We start from the raw sequence: 14099 nt of genomic DNA, 5'->3' as shown, positions 1-14099 counted from the left end.
TACAGATCCCGGCCGGCCGCCAAGCCTGCGCCGAGCCACCCAGCCTCGCCGCTGGCGCTTCCGTTGCCGCCCTGGCTCGAACCACGGGCCCGGCCAGCACCCCGACCCGAGCCACCCAGCCTCACCGCCGGCGTTGCCACAGCCGCCCCAGACCACCGACCAGATCCCGGCCGGCCGCCAAGCCTGCGCCGAGCCACCCAGCCTCGCCGCTGGCGCTTCCGTTGCCGCCCTGGCTCGAACCACGGGCCCGGCCAGCGCCCCGACCCCGAGCCACCCAGCCTCGCCGCCGGCGTTGCCGCAGCGCGCCAGCCCACCGACCAGAGCCGGCCAGCCGCCAACCCGGCCCCGAACCACCTGCGACAGCCCTGCCGAACGAGGCCGGGCCGGTCCACGGCAACCAGCCCCGGCGCTCCCACAGTCCACCGGGCCGAGCCACCAGCCCCGGCCCGGTCCCGTCACAGCTCCGCGAGCCGGTCCAAAGCCAGCAAGCCCGCCCCCAGCCGACCGGCCTCGTCGCCCAGCTTGGCGATCCGCAGCTCCGGCATCCGCTGGAACGTCAGGTGCGCGGCCAGCCACTCCCGCACCGGCTCCAGCACGTAGTCGGCCGCCGTGAACAAGCCGCCGCCCAGCACGATCACCTCCGGGCCCAGCAACGTCAGCAGCGTGCGGATGCCGTGGCCCAGGCCGTCCAAGGCGTCCTGGACCACGGCCACCGCCACCTCGTCGCCGTGGCGGGCCAGGTTGACCACCTCGCGGGCGCCGTCCGCCGCCCGGCCTGTTCGCTCCGTGTAGCGGCGGGCGATCGCCGCCGCTGACGAAATTGCCTCCAGGCAGCCCGTTGCGCCGCAGCCGCACTTGCCCGAGTGCCCCACGTCGATGTGGCCGACCTCGCCCGCCTGGCCGTGCGCCCGGTGGATGCGGCCGTCCAGCAGCAGCGCCGCCGCTATCCCGGTACCGACCGGGATGAACGCCGCGTTCGTCGCGCCCTGGCCGGCGCCGACGCGGAACTCGGCGATGCCGCCCGCGGTGACGTCGTGCCCGAACGCCACCGGCAGCCCCACCCGCGCCTCCAGCAGCTCGCCGAAAGGCACCTCGCGCCAGTCGAGGTTGGCCGAGAAGTGGCAGACGCGCGTCTCCTCGTCCACGATCCCGGGCACCACCACGCCGACCGCGGCCGGCTTCCCGGTGCCCGCCTGCTCCGCCAGCGAAGCCACGATGTCCGCGACCTGCGCGGCCAGGGCCGTGCCGTCCGCGCTGCGCGCCGTCTCCGCGCGCAGCGCCGCCTTGGGCTGCAGTTGCTCGTCGAGCAACGCCGCCTTGATCGTCGTCCCGCCCACATCGAGAGCGGCCACCATTCGAGTCACCGCGGCATTGTCACATTGACGGGCCCCGAACGGCGGACCTACGCTCAACCGGCCAGACGACGGAATCCGGAACGCGGTGCAAGTCCGCGCGGTCGCGCCACTGTGACCCCCACCAGGGGGAAGCCAGACCCGGACCGTCGTAACCGACCCCGATGAGGCCGCGAAAGCCCGAGGAGGCCACGCTCATGTCGCAGACGGCAGCTCCCGCCGTTCCGCTCCCGATCCCGGTCCGGATCCCGATCCGCGAGATCGTCCCGTGGGCGGTGTTCGTGGTGCTCCTCGCCCTGATCGCGCTCTACTTCGTCAGCGCCGAACAGGGCGCGACGTCGATCTTCGCGAACATGTACGTCCACGAGTTCGTGCACGACGGCAGGCACCTGCTGGCGTTCCCCTGCCACTGATCGGCGGCACGCACTCCCATGATGAAGACCCTGCTGGTCCGCGGCATGCTCGCGGGCCTGATCGCCGGCGTGCTCGCGTTCGGGTTCGCCTACGCCTTCGGTGAGCCGTCCGTGAACACCGCCATCGGGCTCGAGGAGTCCGGCGGCCACTCCCATTCCCACGATGCCGGTGCCACCCCGGCCCCCGCGGAGGAAGCGCCCGAGCTCGTCCCGCGGGACATCCAGAGCACCGTCGGGCTGCTCACCGGCGTCCTCGTCTACGGCGTCGCGATCGGCGGGCTGCTCTCGCTCGCGTTCGCCTTCGCCCAGGGCAGGCTCGGGGCGCTACGCCCGCGCGTGACAGCGCTGCTGCTCACCGGCGGCGCGTTCGCCGTGGTGTTCCTCGTCCCGTTCCTGAAGTACCCGGCCAACCCGCCCGCGGTGGGCCAGCCGGGCACGATCGGCTCGCGCACCGAGCTGTACTTCGGGTTCGTGGCGGTGTCGCTGCTGGCGGGCATCCTGGCGACGGTGTTCGGCCGCAAGCTGGCCGACCGCTTCGGCGCGTGGAACGGCTTCCTGCTGGCCGCGGCGGGCTACCTCGTCGTGGTCGGCGTGGTGGCCTGGCTGATGCCGGTGGTCGACGAGGTCCCGGCGGAGTTCCCGGCCTCGACGCTGTGGAGCTTCCGCACGGCGTCCATCGGCACCCAGGTGACGCTGTGGCTCGCGCTCGGCCTGTCCTTCGGGGCCTTCGCCGAAAAGGCACTGGGCAAGAAGGCCGTCGCCGCCGGATCGTGATCCCGGTCCTCTAGGCTTCCCCCGCCGGGTCGGGGGATTCCGGAGGGGGACCCTTGTTCGACGACACGCGCTCGACGCTGTCCAACCACAGCCAGACGACGGTTCGCGGACCCGTCGAGTCCCCCGGGACCGACGGGTTCGCGATCACGGCGTTCGTCTGCGGACTGGTCGGGCTGGTCCCGTTCAGCATCGGGTTCGGCATCCGCGCACTGATCCGGACCGGTGACAGCGGGCGCCCGGGGCGCGGGCTCGCGATCACCGGGCTCGTGCTCAGCCTGCTTTGGCTGGGGGTGGGCGCCGGCCTGACGGTGAGCTCGAAAGCGTCCCGGGCGACGGCCGCGCCGGACTACATCCAGGGCATGGCGATCGGCGAGTGCCTGGACTCCGACGCGGACTACGAGCAGGTCATCCGGATGCCCTGCGACGCGCCGCACGACGAGCAGATCGCCGACCGGGTCGACGTCAGCGGTGGCTACGAGACCTACCCGGGACCCACTCCCTTGCGCGAGCTGGCGGATCCGCTGTGCCGGCTCGCGAGCGCGGCGACGTTCGCCAACGGCACCCCGCCGCCCGGACTCGAGTTCCTCGCGCACATCCCGACCGAGTCGTCCTGGTCGGCCGGGAGCCGGGAGGCGACCTGCACCTTCCGCCGGCAGGGCGGCAAGCTCACCGCGTTCGTGCCCCGCTAGGGCGCGCCGGGTGGCACGAACGGCAGGTCGGCCGGCGCGCCCTGCTCCAGCAGGGTCAGCAGCGCCGCGGTGTCGAGGTGCTCTTCGACGGCGTCGGCCAGCTTGTCCAGCATCCGCTCGCGGAGGTCTCCGAACCGCGGCGCGTCCGGCGCCGGGGTCCACCGCTTTCCGGCCTGGGCCGCCGCCTCGGTGAGCCAGGCGCGGCGGAAGGCGTCGTTCTCGAACGCGCCGTGCCACATCGTTCCCCAGACCGCACCCCGGCGAACTCCGTCCAAAAAGGACTCTCCGGTGGCCGTCACCGTGCCGTGGTGGATTTCGTAGGCGTGCACCGGGTGTCCCCGCCACGAACCCGAAGGCCGGGCGAGCACCTTCTCCGCGGCGAACGTCACCCGCGCGGGCAGCAACCCGAGGCCCGGCACCTCACCAGCGCCGGACTCGACGTCGTCCACGATGGATTCGGCCAGCATCTGGTAGCCGCCGCAGATGCCGAGGACCGGCTTCCCGGCCCGCGCCGCCAGCGCCGTGTCGAGGCCGCGGTCCCGCAACCAGGCCAGGTCGCTCACCGTGGCGCGCGACCCCGGCAGCACCACGACGTCCGCCGCGGCGACCGTGTCCGGGTCGGCGGTCAGCGTCACCGTGACGCCGGGCTCGGCGGCGAGGGCGTCGACGTCGGTGGCGTTGGACGCGCGCGGGAACCGGAGCACGGCGACGTGGAGCCCGCCGCCCTGGGTCTCGCGGCGCCAGCCCGCCGCGGCGAGCGCGTCTTCGGAGTCGAGCCACACGCGGTCGAGCCACGGGAGCACGCCCAGCACCGGCCGCCCGGTGACCTTCTCGAGGCTGTCGAGGCCGGGCCGCAGCAGGCCGACGTCGCCGCGGAACTTGTTGACCACCCAGCCCGCGACCAGCGCCTGGTCTTCGGCCGAGAGCAGCGCGAGGGTGCCGAACATGGCGGCGAGCACGCCGCCGCGGTCGATGTCGCCGACCACGAGCACCGGCATCCCGAACCGCCGCGCGAGTCCCATGTTGACGTAGTCACCGCCGCGCAGGTTGATCTCGGCGGGGCTGCCGGCGCCTTCGCAGACGACGACGTCGTAGCGCGACCTGAGGTCTTCGAACGCGCCGAAGGCGATCTCGGCGAGGCCCGCGCGGCCGGTGGCGTACTCGCCGGCTTCGAGGGTCCCGAACGGCTTCCCGAGCGCGACGACGTGACTGCGCCGGTCGCTGCCGGGCTTGAGCAGCACGGGGTTCATGGCGGCCTCGGGCTCGGCCCGCGCCGCGCGGGCCTGCAGCCACTGCGCGCGGCCGATCTCGGCACCGTCGCCGCAGACCATCGAGTTGTTGGACATGTTCTGCGACTTGAACGGCGCGACGCGCACCCCGCGGCGGGCGAGCCACCGGCAGACCCCGGCGGTGACGAGGCTCTTCCCGGCGTCGGACGTCGTGCCGGCGACGAGGAGGCCGCTCACCGGGCCACCCCCGCCGCGGCCACGACCGCCGCCACGCCCACCAGCCGGGACAGCCGCACGGCGCGGCGCAGGTCGACGGGCTCGGGGTCCCGGCCCACGCCGAGCCGGGCGCGGCTCTCGACCTCGCCGCCGTAGCTGTTCGTGCCGCCGAGCCGGATCTCCAGTGCCCCGGCGAACGCGGCTTCGACCTGCCCGGCGTTGGGGCTCGGGTGCCGGCCGCCGTCCCGGCGCCAGATCCGCCACGCACTCCGCGCGCGACCGCCGGCGGCCGGCGCGCACAAAGCCGTGAGCGCCGCTCCGACGCGAGACGGCACCAGGTTGGCGACGTCGTCGGCGCGCGCGGCGGCCCAGCCGAAGTTCCGGTGGCGCGGGGAGCGGTAGCCGACCATGGCGTCCAGGGTGTTGAGCGCGCGGTAGCCCAGCAGTCCGGGGATGCCCGCGACCGCGCCCCAGAACAACGGCGCGACCACGGCGTCCGAGGTGTTCTCGGCGATCGACTCGGTCGCTGCGCGGGTCAGCTCGGCTGTGTCGAGCGTCGTGGCGTCGCGCGCGCAGAGGTGCGAGAGGCGGGTACGCGCCGAAGCGACTTCGCCCGCTTCGAGCAGTCTGGCCATTTCGGCGCCTTCGGCGGCGAGCCCGCGTCCGCCGAGTACTACCCACGTAGAAGCGGCGACGAGCACGAAGCGCGCGAAGGGGCTTCGCCGCGAGACGGTCTGAAGCACGACTCCGAGCCCTACGGGGACCGAAGCGCACAACCCCGCGTACGCGACTCCTCGCGGCTTGGAATCCGCCCAGACACGACGTTCGAGGCGCGCGGCCGCCGAACCGAACAGGGCCACCGGGTGCCCCCGTCGAGGGTCGCCGAACAGGGTGTCGGCGACATATCCGGTCACGAGTCCGGCCGCGGTTGTCCCTAGACGGAGTGGCACGTGGCGCACGGTAGCGCGTGCACCACAATGCCCGGTATGACCAAGCTGACGCTCCGGCTCGCCGGGTACCTCGAGAACCTGGCAAAAGCACTACGCCGGTACGGACGCGACGAAGGGAAGGTGCTCGTCCTCGGCGGCGTCCGCTCGGGCAAGTCGCGGCACGCCGAACGGCTCGTCGCGGGCCACGCGCACCTCGTCTACGTCGCGCCGGGCCTGCCCGCGAGCGACGACGACCCCGAGTGGGCCGCGCGCGTCGCCGCCCACCAGGCCCGGCGGCCGGCGCACTGGAAGACCGTCGAGACGACCGATCTGGCGGGCACCCTGCGCGGCGCCACCGAACCGCTGCTGATCGACTGCCTCGGCACCTGGCTTTCCCGGGTGCTCGACGACGTCGGCGCGTGGCAGCAGAAGCCGGGCTGGGAGCTGCGCCTCGACGACCGGCTCGAGGACTTCCTGGCCGCGTGGGCCGCGGCGCGGGTGCCGGTGGTCGCGGTCAGCAACGAGGTCGGCAGCGGTGTGGTGCCCGCAACGTCGTCCGGACGGCTGTTCCGTGATGTGCTGGGCGCACTCAACAACCGGGTGTCCGCCGACGCCGACCGGGTCGTGCTGGTCGTCGCGGGCCGGGCGCTCGACCTGTAGCCAGGAGGCGCCCGTGTTCGACGTACCCGTGCCCGACCCCACCGCCCGCGCCGCCGCGCAGGAGCGGCTCGACGGCTTGGTCAAGCCGCTCGGCGCGCTCGGCAAGCTGGAGGAGATCGCCGCCTGGCTGGCCGCGGCGCACGGGAGCGTGCCGCCCCGGCCGCTCGACGACGTCCGTGTGGTGGTCTTCGCGGGCGACCACGGTGTGTCGGCGCTCTCGGCGTACCCGCGCGAGGTGACGGCCGCGATGGTCCGCGTGTTCCTGGCCGGCAAGAGCGGCGTGAACGTGCTGGCCGAGCAGGTCGGCGCGAAGGTCCGGGTGGCCGACCTCGGCGTCGACTGGGACGGCACGGACGTCCCGCCCGAGGTCACCGCGCACAAGATCCGCCGCGGCTCGGGCTCGATCGACGTCGAGGACGCGCTTTCGCCGGGTGAAGCGGAGGCGGCGTTCGAGGCGGGGCGCGCGATCGCCCGCGAGGAAGCGGACGCGGACCTGCTCATCCCGGGCGACATGGGCATCGGCAACACGGCGGTGTGCGCGGCGCTGGTGGCGGCGTCCCTGGGCCTGCCGGCCGCGGAGGTCGTCGGGACGGGCACCGGCGTGGACGCTGCGGGCCTGGAGCGCAAGACGGCGGCGGTCGAGGCGGCGTTGTCGCGGGCTTCCGGCCGGGTCGACGACCCGTTCGCCCGGCTGACGGCGTTGGGCAGCGCCTGTGTGGCGGCGACGGCGGGCTTCCTCGTCGAAGCGGCGCTCCACCGCATCCCCGTGCTGCTGGACGGCGTGTTCTCGGGCGCGGCGGCCCTGGTCGCCCGGGACATCGCGCCGGGCGCGGAGCAGTGGTGGCTGGCCGGGCACCGGTCGACGGAGCCGTCGCAGGCGTTCGCGTTGAAGGCGCTCGGGCTCGAGCCGATCCTGGACTTCGGGCTGCGGCTCGGCGAGGGAAGCGGTGCGGTGCAGGCGGTTCCGGCGGTGCGGGCGGCCCGCGCGATCCTGGCCGACATGGGCCTGCTGGCCGACCTCGCGTGAGCCGCTGGGGCGACGCGGCGCGGCTGGCCGCCGGGACCCTGACGACGGTGCCGGTCCCGGCGCCGCGCGTCATCGACCGGCGGGTCGCCGGCGGCGCCATGCTGCTCGCCCCGCTCGCCGCGCTCCCCCTCGCCGTCGCCGCCGGGCTCGTCGTGGCCGCCGGGACCGCCCTGCGCCTCCCGGCCCTCGCCACGGCGGCGGTGGCGCTGGGCGCGGTCGCGCTCGGCAGCCGCGGGCTGCACCTCGACGGGCTCAGCGACACCGCCGACGGCCTCGGCGCCTCCTACGACCGTGCCAAGGCCCTCGACGTCATGCGCAAGGGCGACTCCGGGCCGACCGGGGTCGCGACGCTCGTCATCGTCCTGCTCGTCCAGGTCGGCGCGCTCGCCGGGGCCGGGCCGGTCACGGCGGCCGCGGGCGTGCTCATCGGGCGGTGCACCCTCTCGATGTCGTGCGCGCGCGGCGTGCCGTCCGCGCGGCCGGAAGGGCTCGGCGCGACGGTCGCGGGCTCGGTCCCCCGCACCGCCGCCCTCGCCGTGGGCCTCGCCGCCGCCGGGCTCGCGACGCTGCTGCCCGGCCTGCCGTGGTGGCGCGGTCCCCTGGCCGTCGCGATCGCCTACGCCGTCGCCGCCGCGCTGCTCTTCCGCTGCACGAAACGCCTGGGCGGGGTCACCGGGGACGTCCTCGGCGCCGGCGTCGAGGTCGCCGTGGCGGCCGCGCTGCTTTCGCTCGCGTAAAACTGTCGTACCCCGCTCCTACAGTGATCGCGTGAACCGGACCGACCGGCTGTACGCCCTCGTCGAAGAGCTTCGCGCCGTCGCGCCCCGCCCGCGCAGCGCGCGCTGGCTCGCGGGCCGGTTCGAAGTCAGCGCCCGCACCGTCGAACGGGACATCAGCGCCCTGCAGCAGTCGGGCACGCCGATCTACGCCGAGCCCGGCCGGACCGGCGGCTACTGCCTCGACAAGACGCGCACGCTGCCGCCGGTCAACCTCACCCCGGGCGAGGCCGTCGCGATGGCCATCGCGCTGAAACGCCTCGAAGGCACGCCGTTCCGCGCCGAAGCGGGCTCGGCGCTGCGCAAGCTCGTCGCGGCCATGCGCGAGAGCGACGCCGCGGCGGCCCACGAGCTCGCCGGCCGCGTCCACCTCGTGGCCACGCCGCCCGCGCACCCGATCCCCCGCGTGCTCGCCGACGCGCTCGCCTCCCGCCGCGTCCTGCGCATCGGCTACGGCGACCGCGAAGGCACCGTGACGCGGCGGGACGTCGAGCCACTGGGTTACGTCGGCAAACCGGAGCACTGGTACCTCGTGGCCTGGTGCCGGCTGCGCGAAGAGCTGCGGGTCTTCCGCACCGACCGGATCACCTCGGTCGCGGTCACCGCCGAGGTGGCCCCGCACCGCCCGCTGCGGCGCGAGGACCTCGACATCCCGTCCGGCGTCGTCGAACGGCTCAGCTTGACGGGGTGAACACGTTGAAGTGGTTGCCCGCCGGGTCGAGCAGGTGCGCGAACTTCACGCCGCCGGGGTTCTCGACGGGGCCGCTCCGGACCCGGCCGCCCGCCGCTTCGACGCGCCGGCAGGTCTCGTCGACGTCTTCGACCAGCACGGTGAAGATCGCGTAGTTCTCGGTCGTCGCGAACAGCCCGCCGCGCGAGCCGCCGGTGTCGACGATCCGGTACGGCGACGCGTCCTGGGCGACCTTCCAGCCGAAGACGTCGCCGTAGAACCGCTCGGCGGCCGCGGGGTCTTCGGCGCCGATCTCGAACCAGGCGACGTCGTTGAAGGAGGACATGGGTTTCCTTTCACCACCGGGCGTTTCCCGGCGGCGAACACCACTCTCGACGGCCGTCGCGACAGCCCCCTGTCGGTGTTTACAAGAGTTTCCGCAGCACGGCCAGGAACGCGTCGGTCACCGCGCGGTCCCGGACCGCCAGCCGAAGGTGGTCCGGGCCGAGCCCGGGGAAGGTGTCCCCGCGACGGACCGCGTAGCCCGCCTCGCGCAGCCGTGCGCGCACCGACGCGCCGTCCGGCACCCGGACCAGCACGAAGGGGCCGCGCGGGTCACCCAGCACCGGCACGCCCACATCCGCGAGGCCGGAGACGAGGTACTCGCGGTCCGCTTCGGCCGCGATCGCCAGCTTTTCCGCTTCCTCCACCGCGGACGGGCGGCAGCACGCCACCGTCGCCACCCCGGCCAAAGTGGACACCGACCACGGCACCTGGACCGCCCGAAGCCGCTCGATGACGTCGGGTGAAGCGAGCACATAGCCCGCCCGCAGCCCGGCCAGGCCCCAGGTCTTCGTCAAGCTCCGCAGCACGACCACACCGGGGACACCGGACGCCAGGCTTTCGCTCTCGCCGGGGACGGCGTCCAGGAACGCCTCGTCGACCACCAGCGTCCGGCCGGGGCGCGCCAACGACCGAAGGGCCGCGGCCGGGTGGAGAACCGACGTCGGGTTCGTCGGGTTGCCGACGAACACCAGGTCGGCGTCGTCCGGGACGAGCGCCGGATCCAGCACGAACCCGTCCGCCTCGGCCAGGATCACCCGCGAAACGGCGTGCCCGGCCGCCCGCAGCGCGGCCTCCGGCTCGGTGAACTGCGGGTGCACGACGACCGCGCGCTTCGGCCGCAACGCCGACGCGAGCAGCGTGAACGCTTCGGCCGCACCCGCCGTGACCAGCACTTCTTCCGGCGCGCGCCCGTGCCGCTCGGCCACGGCCCGCGTCGCGTCGGCCGCCGACGGGTACGCGGCGAGAGTGTCCAAAGCGGACGCCAGCTCGTCGCGCAGCCAGGCCGGCGGCCGCGGCAGCCGGACGTTCACCGCGAGGTCGACCAGCCCCGGCCCGACCTCGCGGTCGCCGTGGTGGTGCAGGTCGTAGTCAGGCATACGCCCGCACCCGGGCGGCGAACCGCCGGGCCAGCTCGGGATGGCCGGCCCAGTGGACGTGCAGGTAGGAGGCGTGCAGCGTCGGCGAGGCGAAGCCGTCCAGCTGCCGGTCCCAGCCCCAGGCCGCCGACGCGCCGTGCGACGGCGTGACCTCGGTGCGGTGGAACTCGTGCCCGGTGACACGCTGTCCGGCCGTGGCCAGCAGGTTGTCCTCGACGGCGACCGCGCGCCGGTAGCCGAGCTTGCCGCGCGCGGTCATCTTCGCGTCCGCCGGCACCGCGCCGACCATCGGCAGGCCGTCCAGCGACTGGCACAGGTACAGCAGGCCCGCGCATTCCGCGCTCACCGGCATGCCGCGTTCGATCGCGGAAGCGACGTCAGCGCGCAACGCCGTGTTCGCCGACAGCTCCGCCGCGTGCACTTCGGGGAACCCGCCGCCGAAGTACAGCCCGGCACACCCTTCGGGCAACGCCTGATCCCGCAACGGGTCGACATCCACGACGTCGACACCGCAGGCGGCCAGCAGCTCGACGTTCTCGGTGTAGCGGAAGGTGAACGCCGGGCCGCCCGCGGCCGCGACCGTCACGCGCGGACCGTCCACACCGGACGGTGTCCACGGCGGCGCGGACAGCGGGGGTGCCGCGGACGCGATCCGGACGACCGCTTCGAGGTCGACACCTTCCCGCACCCAGGCGGCCAAAGCGGGCAGCACGTGCTGCGCCTCCGAAGCCCGTTCCGCCGCCGGGACGAGCCCGAGGTGACGGCTCGGCGCGTGGATCTCTTCGTTGCGGTACAACGCACCCAGCAGCGGGACCCCGGTCGCCTCGAGCGCGGACGCGATCTCGTCGAGGTGCCGCTGCGAGCCCAGCTTGTTGAGGATGACCCCGGCCAGCCGCACCCGCGTGTCGTAGGAGGCGAACCCGAGCACGGTGGCCGCGACGCTGCGCGAGGCCGCCGAAGCGTCGACGACGAGCACCACCGGCGCGTCCAGGAGCCGGGCGACGTGCGCGGTCGAGGCGTAGCCCTCGGTGCCCAGCGCGCCGTCGAACAGGCCCATCACGCCCTCGATGACGGCGATGTCGGCGTCCCGGGAACCGTGTCGCAGCAACGGGATCAGCTGCTCCTCGCCCTGCAGGAACGGGTCCAGGTTCCGCGCGGGACGCCCGGTCGCGAGGGCGTGGTAGCCCGGGTCGATGAAGTCGGGGCCCACCTTGTGCCCGGACACCCGGTGCCCGGCCGCGCGCAACGCCGCCATCAGCCCGGCGGCGACGGTGGTCTTGCCGTGCCCGGAGCCGGGCGCGGCGACGACCACCCGCGCTACCACTCGATCCCCCGCTGGCCCTTCTGGCCGGCGTCCATCGGGTGCTTGACCTTGGTCATCTCGGCGACGAGGTCGGCGGCCTCGACCAGCTCCGGCGGCGCGTACCGGCCGGTGATGACGACGTGCTGGTGCCCGGGCCGGGAGACCAACGCGGACACGACGTCGTCGACCTCGAGCCAGCCCCACTTGAGCAGGTAGGAAAACTCGTCGAGGACGTAGAAGTCGTGCGTCTCGGCGGCGAGCCGGCGCTTGATCTCCGCCCAGCCCTCGCGCGCGTTCGCCGCGTGGTCCTCTTCGGTGCCGGACTTGCGCGCCCAGCTCCAGCCTTCGCCCATCTTGTGCCACTCGACCGGCCCGCCCTGGCCGGTGTCCTCGTGCAGCTTGCCCAGCGCGCGGAACGCGGCTTCCTCGCCGACGCGCCACTTGGCCGACTTGACGAACTGGAACACGCCGATCGACCAGCCCTGGTTCCAGGCGCGCAACGCCATCCCGAACGCGGCCGTCGACTTGCCCTTCATCTCGCCGGTGTGCACGGCGAGCAGCGGCCGGTTGCGGCGCTGGCGCGTGGTCAGGCCGTCGGCGGGCACGACGTCGGGTTTGCCCTGCGGCATCAGGCGGCCTTTCCGGTCCGGGCGCGGACGGCGCCGGCGAGGGATTCGGCGGCGACGTCGCCCAGCGGCACGTGCTCCGCGCCGAGGTGGGCGGCCAGGTCGGCGGCCAGGCCGAGCCGCATCTTGCCGCTCTCGCAGTCCATCACGATCGTCGTGACGCCGGCGAGGAGCCCGGCCGCGGCCTGGGCGCGCGCGACGGCGTCGGACCCGCTGGTGGCGCGCCCGTCGGTGACGACGACCAGCAGCGGACGGCGCCGCGGGTCGCGGATCTCCTCGACACGCAGCACCCGCGCGGCTTCCAGCAGGCCCTCCGCGAGGGGCGTCCGGCCGCCGGTCGGCAGGCCTTCGAGGCGGGACGCGGCCGCGTCGACGCTGATCGTCGGCGGCAGCGCGAGTTCGGCCGCGTTGCCGCGGAACGTGACGAGCCCGACCTTGTCGCGGCGCTGGTAGGCGTCGAGCAGCAGCGACAGCACCGCGGACTTGACCTCGCGCATCCGTGCCTTCGCACCCATCGAGCCCGAGGCGTCGACGCAGAACAGGACCAGGTTGCCTTCGCGGCCTTCTCGCAGTGCGAACCGCAGGTCCTGCGGCCGAAGCTTCAGCCCGGCGCCGTCCCGGCCGCGGACCTTCTGGTGCGGCGCGGCGGCCTTCATCGTGGCGACCAGGTGCGGGCGGCCGTCGCGGACGCTCGGCGGCTGGACACCGATGGTGCGCCCGCTGTCGGTGATCGCGCGCGACCGGCGGCCGCGTTCGCCCTCGCCCATGCCCCTGACCCGGAACACCTTCGCCTTGAACGTTTCCCCGGCGCCGACCGTCTTCTGCTGCCCGCCGCTCTGCTTCGGCTGGGGCTCGCCCTGCGGCGCGTCCCCCTGCGGCACCTCTTGCGGCGCTTCTTCCGGCGCCGAACCCGAGCCGGGACCGTCGTCCTCGGGACCGGGCTCCGGCGGCTGGGCGTCCTGAAGGGCCTGTTCCAGCTGCTCTTCCGAGATTCCCGGCGCGTCGAACGGGTTCCGGCGACGCCGGTGCGGCAGCGCGAGCCGCGCGGCGACGCGGACGTCGTCGGTGGTCACCTCGTCACGGCCGGCCCAGGCGGCGTGCGCGACCGCCGCGCGCGCGGTGACGATGTCCGCGCGCATGCCGTCGACCTCGAACGACGCGCAGACCTCGGCGATCTGGCGCAGCGCGTCGTCAGGGAGCTTGACGGCGGGCAAAAGCCGTTGCGCCGCTTCGATGTCCGCGGCGAGCTGGGCGTCTTCGTCCGCGTACTGCGCGGCGAAACCGTCAGGGTCGGCTTCGTAGGCGAGGCGGCGCCGGACGACCTCGACGCGCTGCTCCGGGTCGCGGCTGGAGGCGACCTCCACGGTCAGCCCGAACCGGTCCAGCAGCTGCGGCCGCAGCTCGCCCTCTTCGGGGTTCATGGTGCCGATCAGCACGAACCGCGCCGCGTGCGACACCGAGACGCCCTCGCGCTCCACGGTCGCGCGGCCCATCGCGGCGGCGTCGAGCAGGGTGTCGACGAGGTGGTCGTGCAGCAGGTTGACCTCGTCGACGTAGAGGAGCCCGCGGTGCGCGGCGGCCAGCAGGCCGGGCTGGTAGTCCGTCACGCCTTCGCCGAGCGCGCGCTCCAGGTTCAGCGAGCCGATGACCCGGTCTTCGGCCGCGCCGACGGGCAGTTCGACCAGCTTCGCCGGCCGTCGGTGGCTCGGGGCCGGGTCGTGCGGGCCGTCCGGGCACCCCGGGTCGGGTGCCGCGGGATCACAGGAAAAGCGGCAGCCGTCCACGACGTCGACGCCCGGCAGCAGGCCCGCCAGCGCGCGCACCATGGTCGACTTCGCCGTGCCCTTCTCGCCGCGCACGAGCACTCCGCCGACCGCGGGGGAGATCGAGGACAGGACGAGCGCCAGGCGCAGGTCCGGCAGCCCGACGACGGCGGTGAACGGGTACGGCTTCAACAGCACTCCTCCAGCTCGGCGACCGGCCGATCATCGCA

General features: G+C 74.3%; 15 protein-coding genes. 7 read left to right on the top strand and 8 right to left on the bottom strand.

Going from position 1 to position 14099, the window contains the following annotated elements; all coding sequences use genetic code 11:
• Positions 1-455 precede the first annotated feature (455 nt).
• Positions 456-1355, bottom strand: a complete 900-nt coding sequence (locus ACWEN0_RS42180; RefSeq protein WP_451986336.1) for an ROK family protein — start codon at positions 1353-1355, stop codon at positions 456-458.
• A gap of 194 nt (positions 1356-1549) precedes the next feature.
• Here ACWEN0_RS42180 and ACWEN0_RS42175 point away from each other — a divergent pair, with 194 nt between their 5' ends.
• The 3 genes from ACWEN0_RS42175 to ACWEN0_RS42165 are packed head-to-tail and all read left to right on the top strand — an operon-like array spanning position 1550 to position 3228.
• Entirely contained in the window at positions 1550-1765 is a 216-nt protein-coding gene (locus tag ACWEN0_RS42175) for a CbtB domain-containing protein (protein WP_451986312.1), read from the top strand.
• Between the two features lie 18 nt (positions 1766-1783).
• Positions 1784-2539, top strand: coding sequence for a CbtA family protein (locus ACWEN0_RS42170; RefSeq protein ID WP_451986310.1), 756 nt, complete (start codon positions 1784-1786; stop codon positions 2537-2539).
• A 53-nt stretch (positions 2540-2592) separates the two neighbouring features.
• Positions 2593-3228, top strand: coding sequence for a septum formation family protein (locus ACWEN0_RS42165; protein ID WP_451986308.1), 636 nt, complete (start codon positions 2593-2595; stop codon positions 3226-3228).
• Here ACWEN0_RS42165 and ACWEN0_RS42160 read toward each other — a convergent pair.
• Together ACWEN0_RS42160 and ACWEN0_RS42155 are read right to left on the bottom strand one after the other, a co-directional pair.
• The gene (locus ACWEN0_RS42160; protein WP_451986306.1) at positions 3225-4694 is read right to left on the bottom strand and encodes a cobyric acid synthase; all 1470 of its coding nucleotides are present in this window, start codon (positions 4692-4694) and stop codon (positions 3225-3227) included. The two genes, ACWEN0_RS42165 and ACWEN0_RS42160, sit on opposite strands and share 4 nt — an antisense overlap.
• The gene (locus ACWEN0_RS42155) at positions 4691-5623 is read right to left on the bottom strand and encodes a cobalamin biosynthesis protein (protein ID WP_451986304.1); all 933 of its coding nucleotides are present in this window, start codon (positions 5621-5623) and stop codon (positions 4691-4693) included. Before ACWEN0_RS42155 ends, ACWEN0_RS42160 begins: the two co-directional genes overlap by 4 nt.
• A 36-nt stretch (positions 5624-5659) precedes the next feature.
• On the opposite strand from ACWEN0_RS42155, the gene ACWEN0_RS42150 reads away from it, so the two are divergent.
• From ACWEN0_RS42150 to ACWEN0_RS42135, 4 genes are read left to right on the top strand one after another with little or no spacing between them, the layout of a single operon-like run.
• Positions 5660-6262, top strand: coding sequence for a bifunctional adenosylcobinamide kinase/adenosylcobinamide-phosphate guanylyltransferase (locus ACWEN0_RS42150; protein ID WP_451986302.1), 603 nt, complete (start codon positions 5660-5662; stop codon positions 6260-6262).
• 13 nt (positions 6263-6275) lie between these two features.
• Complete coding sequence (gene cobT / locus ACWEN0_RS42145; protein ID WP_451986300.1) at positions 6276-7289, top strand: nicotinate-nucleotide--dimethylbenzimidazole phosphoribosyltransferase; 1014 nt, start codon at positions 6276-6278, stop codon at positions 7287-7289.
• Complete coding sequence (locus ACWEN0_RS42140) at positions 7286-8026, top strand: adenosylcobinamide-GDP ribazoletransferase (RefSeq protein ID WP_451986298.1); 741 nt, start codon at positions 7286-7288, stop codon at positions 8024-8026. Before cobT ends, ACWEN0_RS42140 begins: the two co-directional genes overlap by 4 nt.
• A gap of 31 nt (positions 8027-8057) precedes the next feature.
• Entirely contained in the window at positions 8058-8756 is a 699-nt protein-coding gene (locus tag ACWEN0_RS42135) for a helix-turn-helix transcriptional regulator (protein ID WP_451986296.1), read from the top strand.
• On the opposite strand, the gene ACWEN0_RS42130 is transcribed toward ACWEN0_RS42135, so the two are convergent.
• The 5 genes from ACWEN0_RS42130 to ACWEN0_RS42110 all read right to left on the bottom strand — a co-directional run bounded on the left by ACWEN0_RS42130 (position 8740) and on the right by ACWEN0_RS42110 (position 14061).
• Positions 8740-9081, bottom strand: coding sequence for a VOC family protein (locus ACWEN0_RS42130; protein ID WP_451986294.1), 342 nt, complete (start codon positions 9079-9081; stop codon positions 8740-8742). The two genes, ACWEN0_RS42135 and ACWEN0_RS42130, sit on opposite strands and share 17 nt — an antisense overlap.
• A gap of 79 nt (positions 9082-9160) precedes the next feature.
• Positions 9161-10177, bottom strand: a complete 1017-nt coding sequence (gene cobC, locus ACWEN0_RS42125) for an Rv2231c family pyridoxal phosphate-dependent protein CobC (protein WP_451986292.1) — start codon at positions 10175-10177, stop codon at positions 9161-9163.
• A complete protein-coding gene (locus ACWEN0_RS42120) occupies positions 10170-11501 on the bottom strand; it encodes a cobyrinate a,c-diamide synthase (protein WP_451986290.1) in 1332 nt (443 codons plus the stop codon). The genes cobC and ACWEN0_RS42120 overlap by 8 nt, the downstream gene beginning before the upstream one ends.
• On the bottom strand, positions 11495-12109 hold the full coding sequence (cobO, locus tag ACWEN0_RS42115; protein WP_451986288.1) for a cob(I)yrinic acid a,c-diamide adenosyltransferase: 615 nt from the start codon (positions 12107-12109) through the stop codon (positions 11495-11497). The genes ACWEN0_RS42120 and cobO overlap by 7 nt, the downstream gene beginning before the upstream one ends.
• On the bottom strand, positions 12109-14061 hold the full coding sequence (locus tag ACWEN0_RS42110; protein ID WP_451986286.1) for a putative cobaltochelatase: 1953 nt from the start codon (positions 14059-14061) through the stop codon (positions 12109-12111). Before ACWEN0_RS42110 ends, cobO begins: the two co-directional genes overlap by 1 nt.
• Between the last annotated feature and the right edge of the window lie 38 nt (positions 14062-14099).

Source organism: Amycolatopsis sp. NPDC004378 (genome assembly GCF_053602455.1).
The sequence above is the reverse complement of the archived record's forward strand: the minus strand, read 5'-3'. Positions and strand labels throughout refer to the sequence as shown.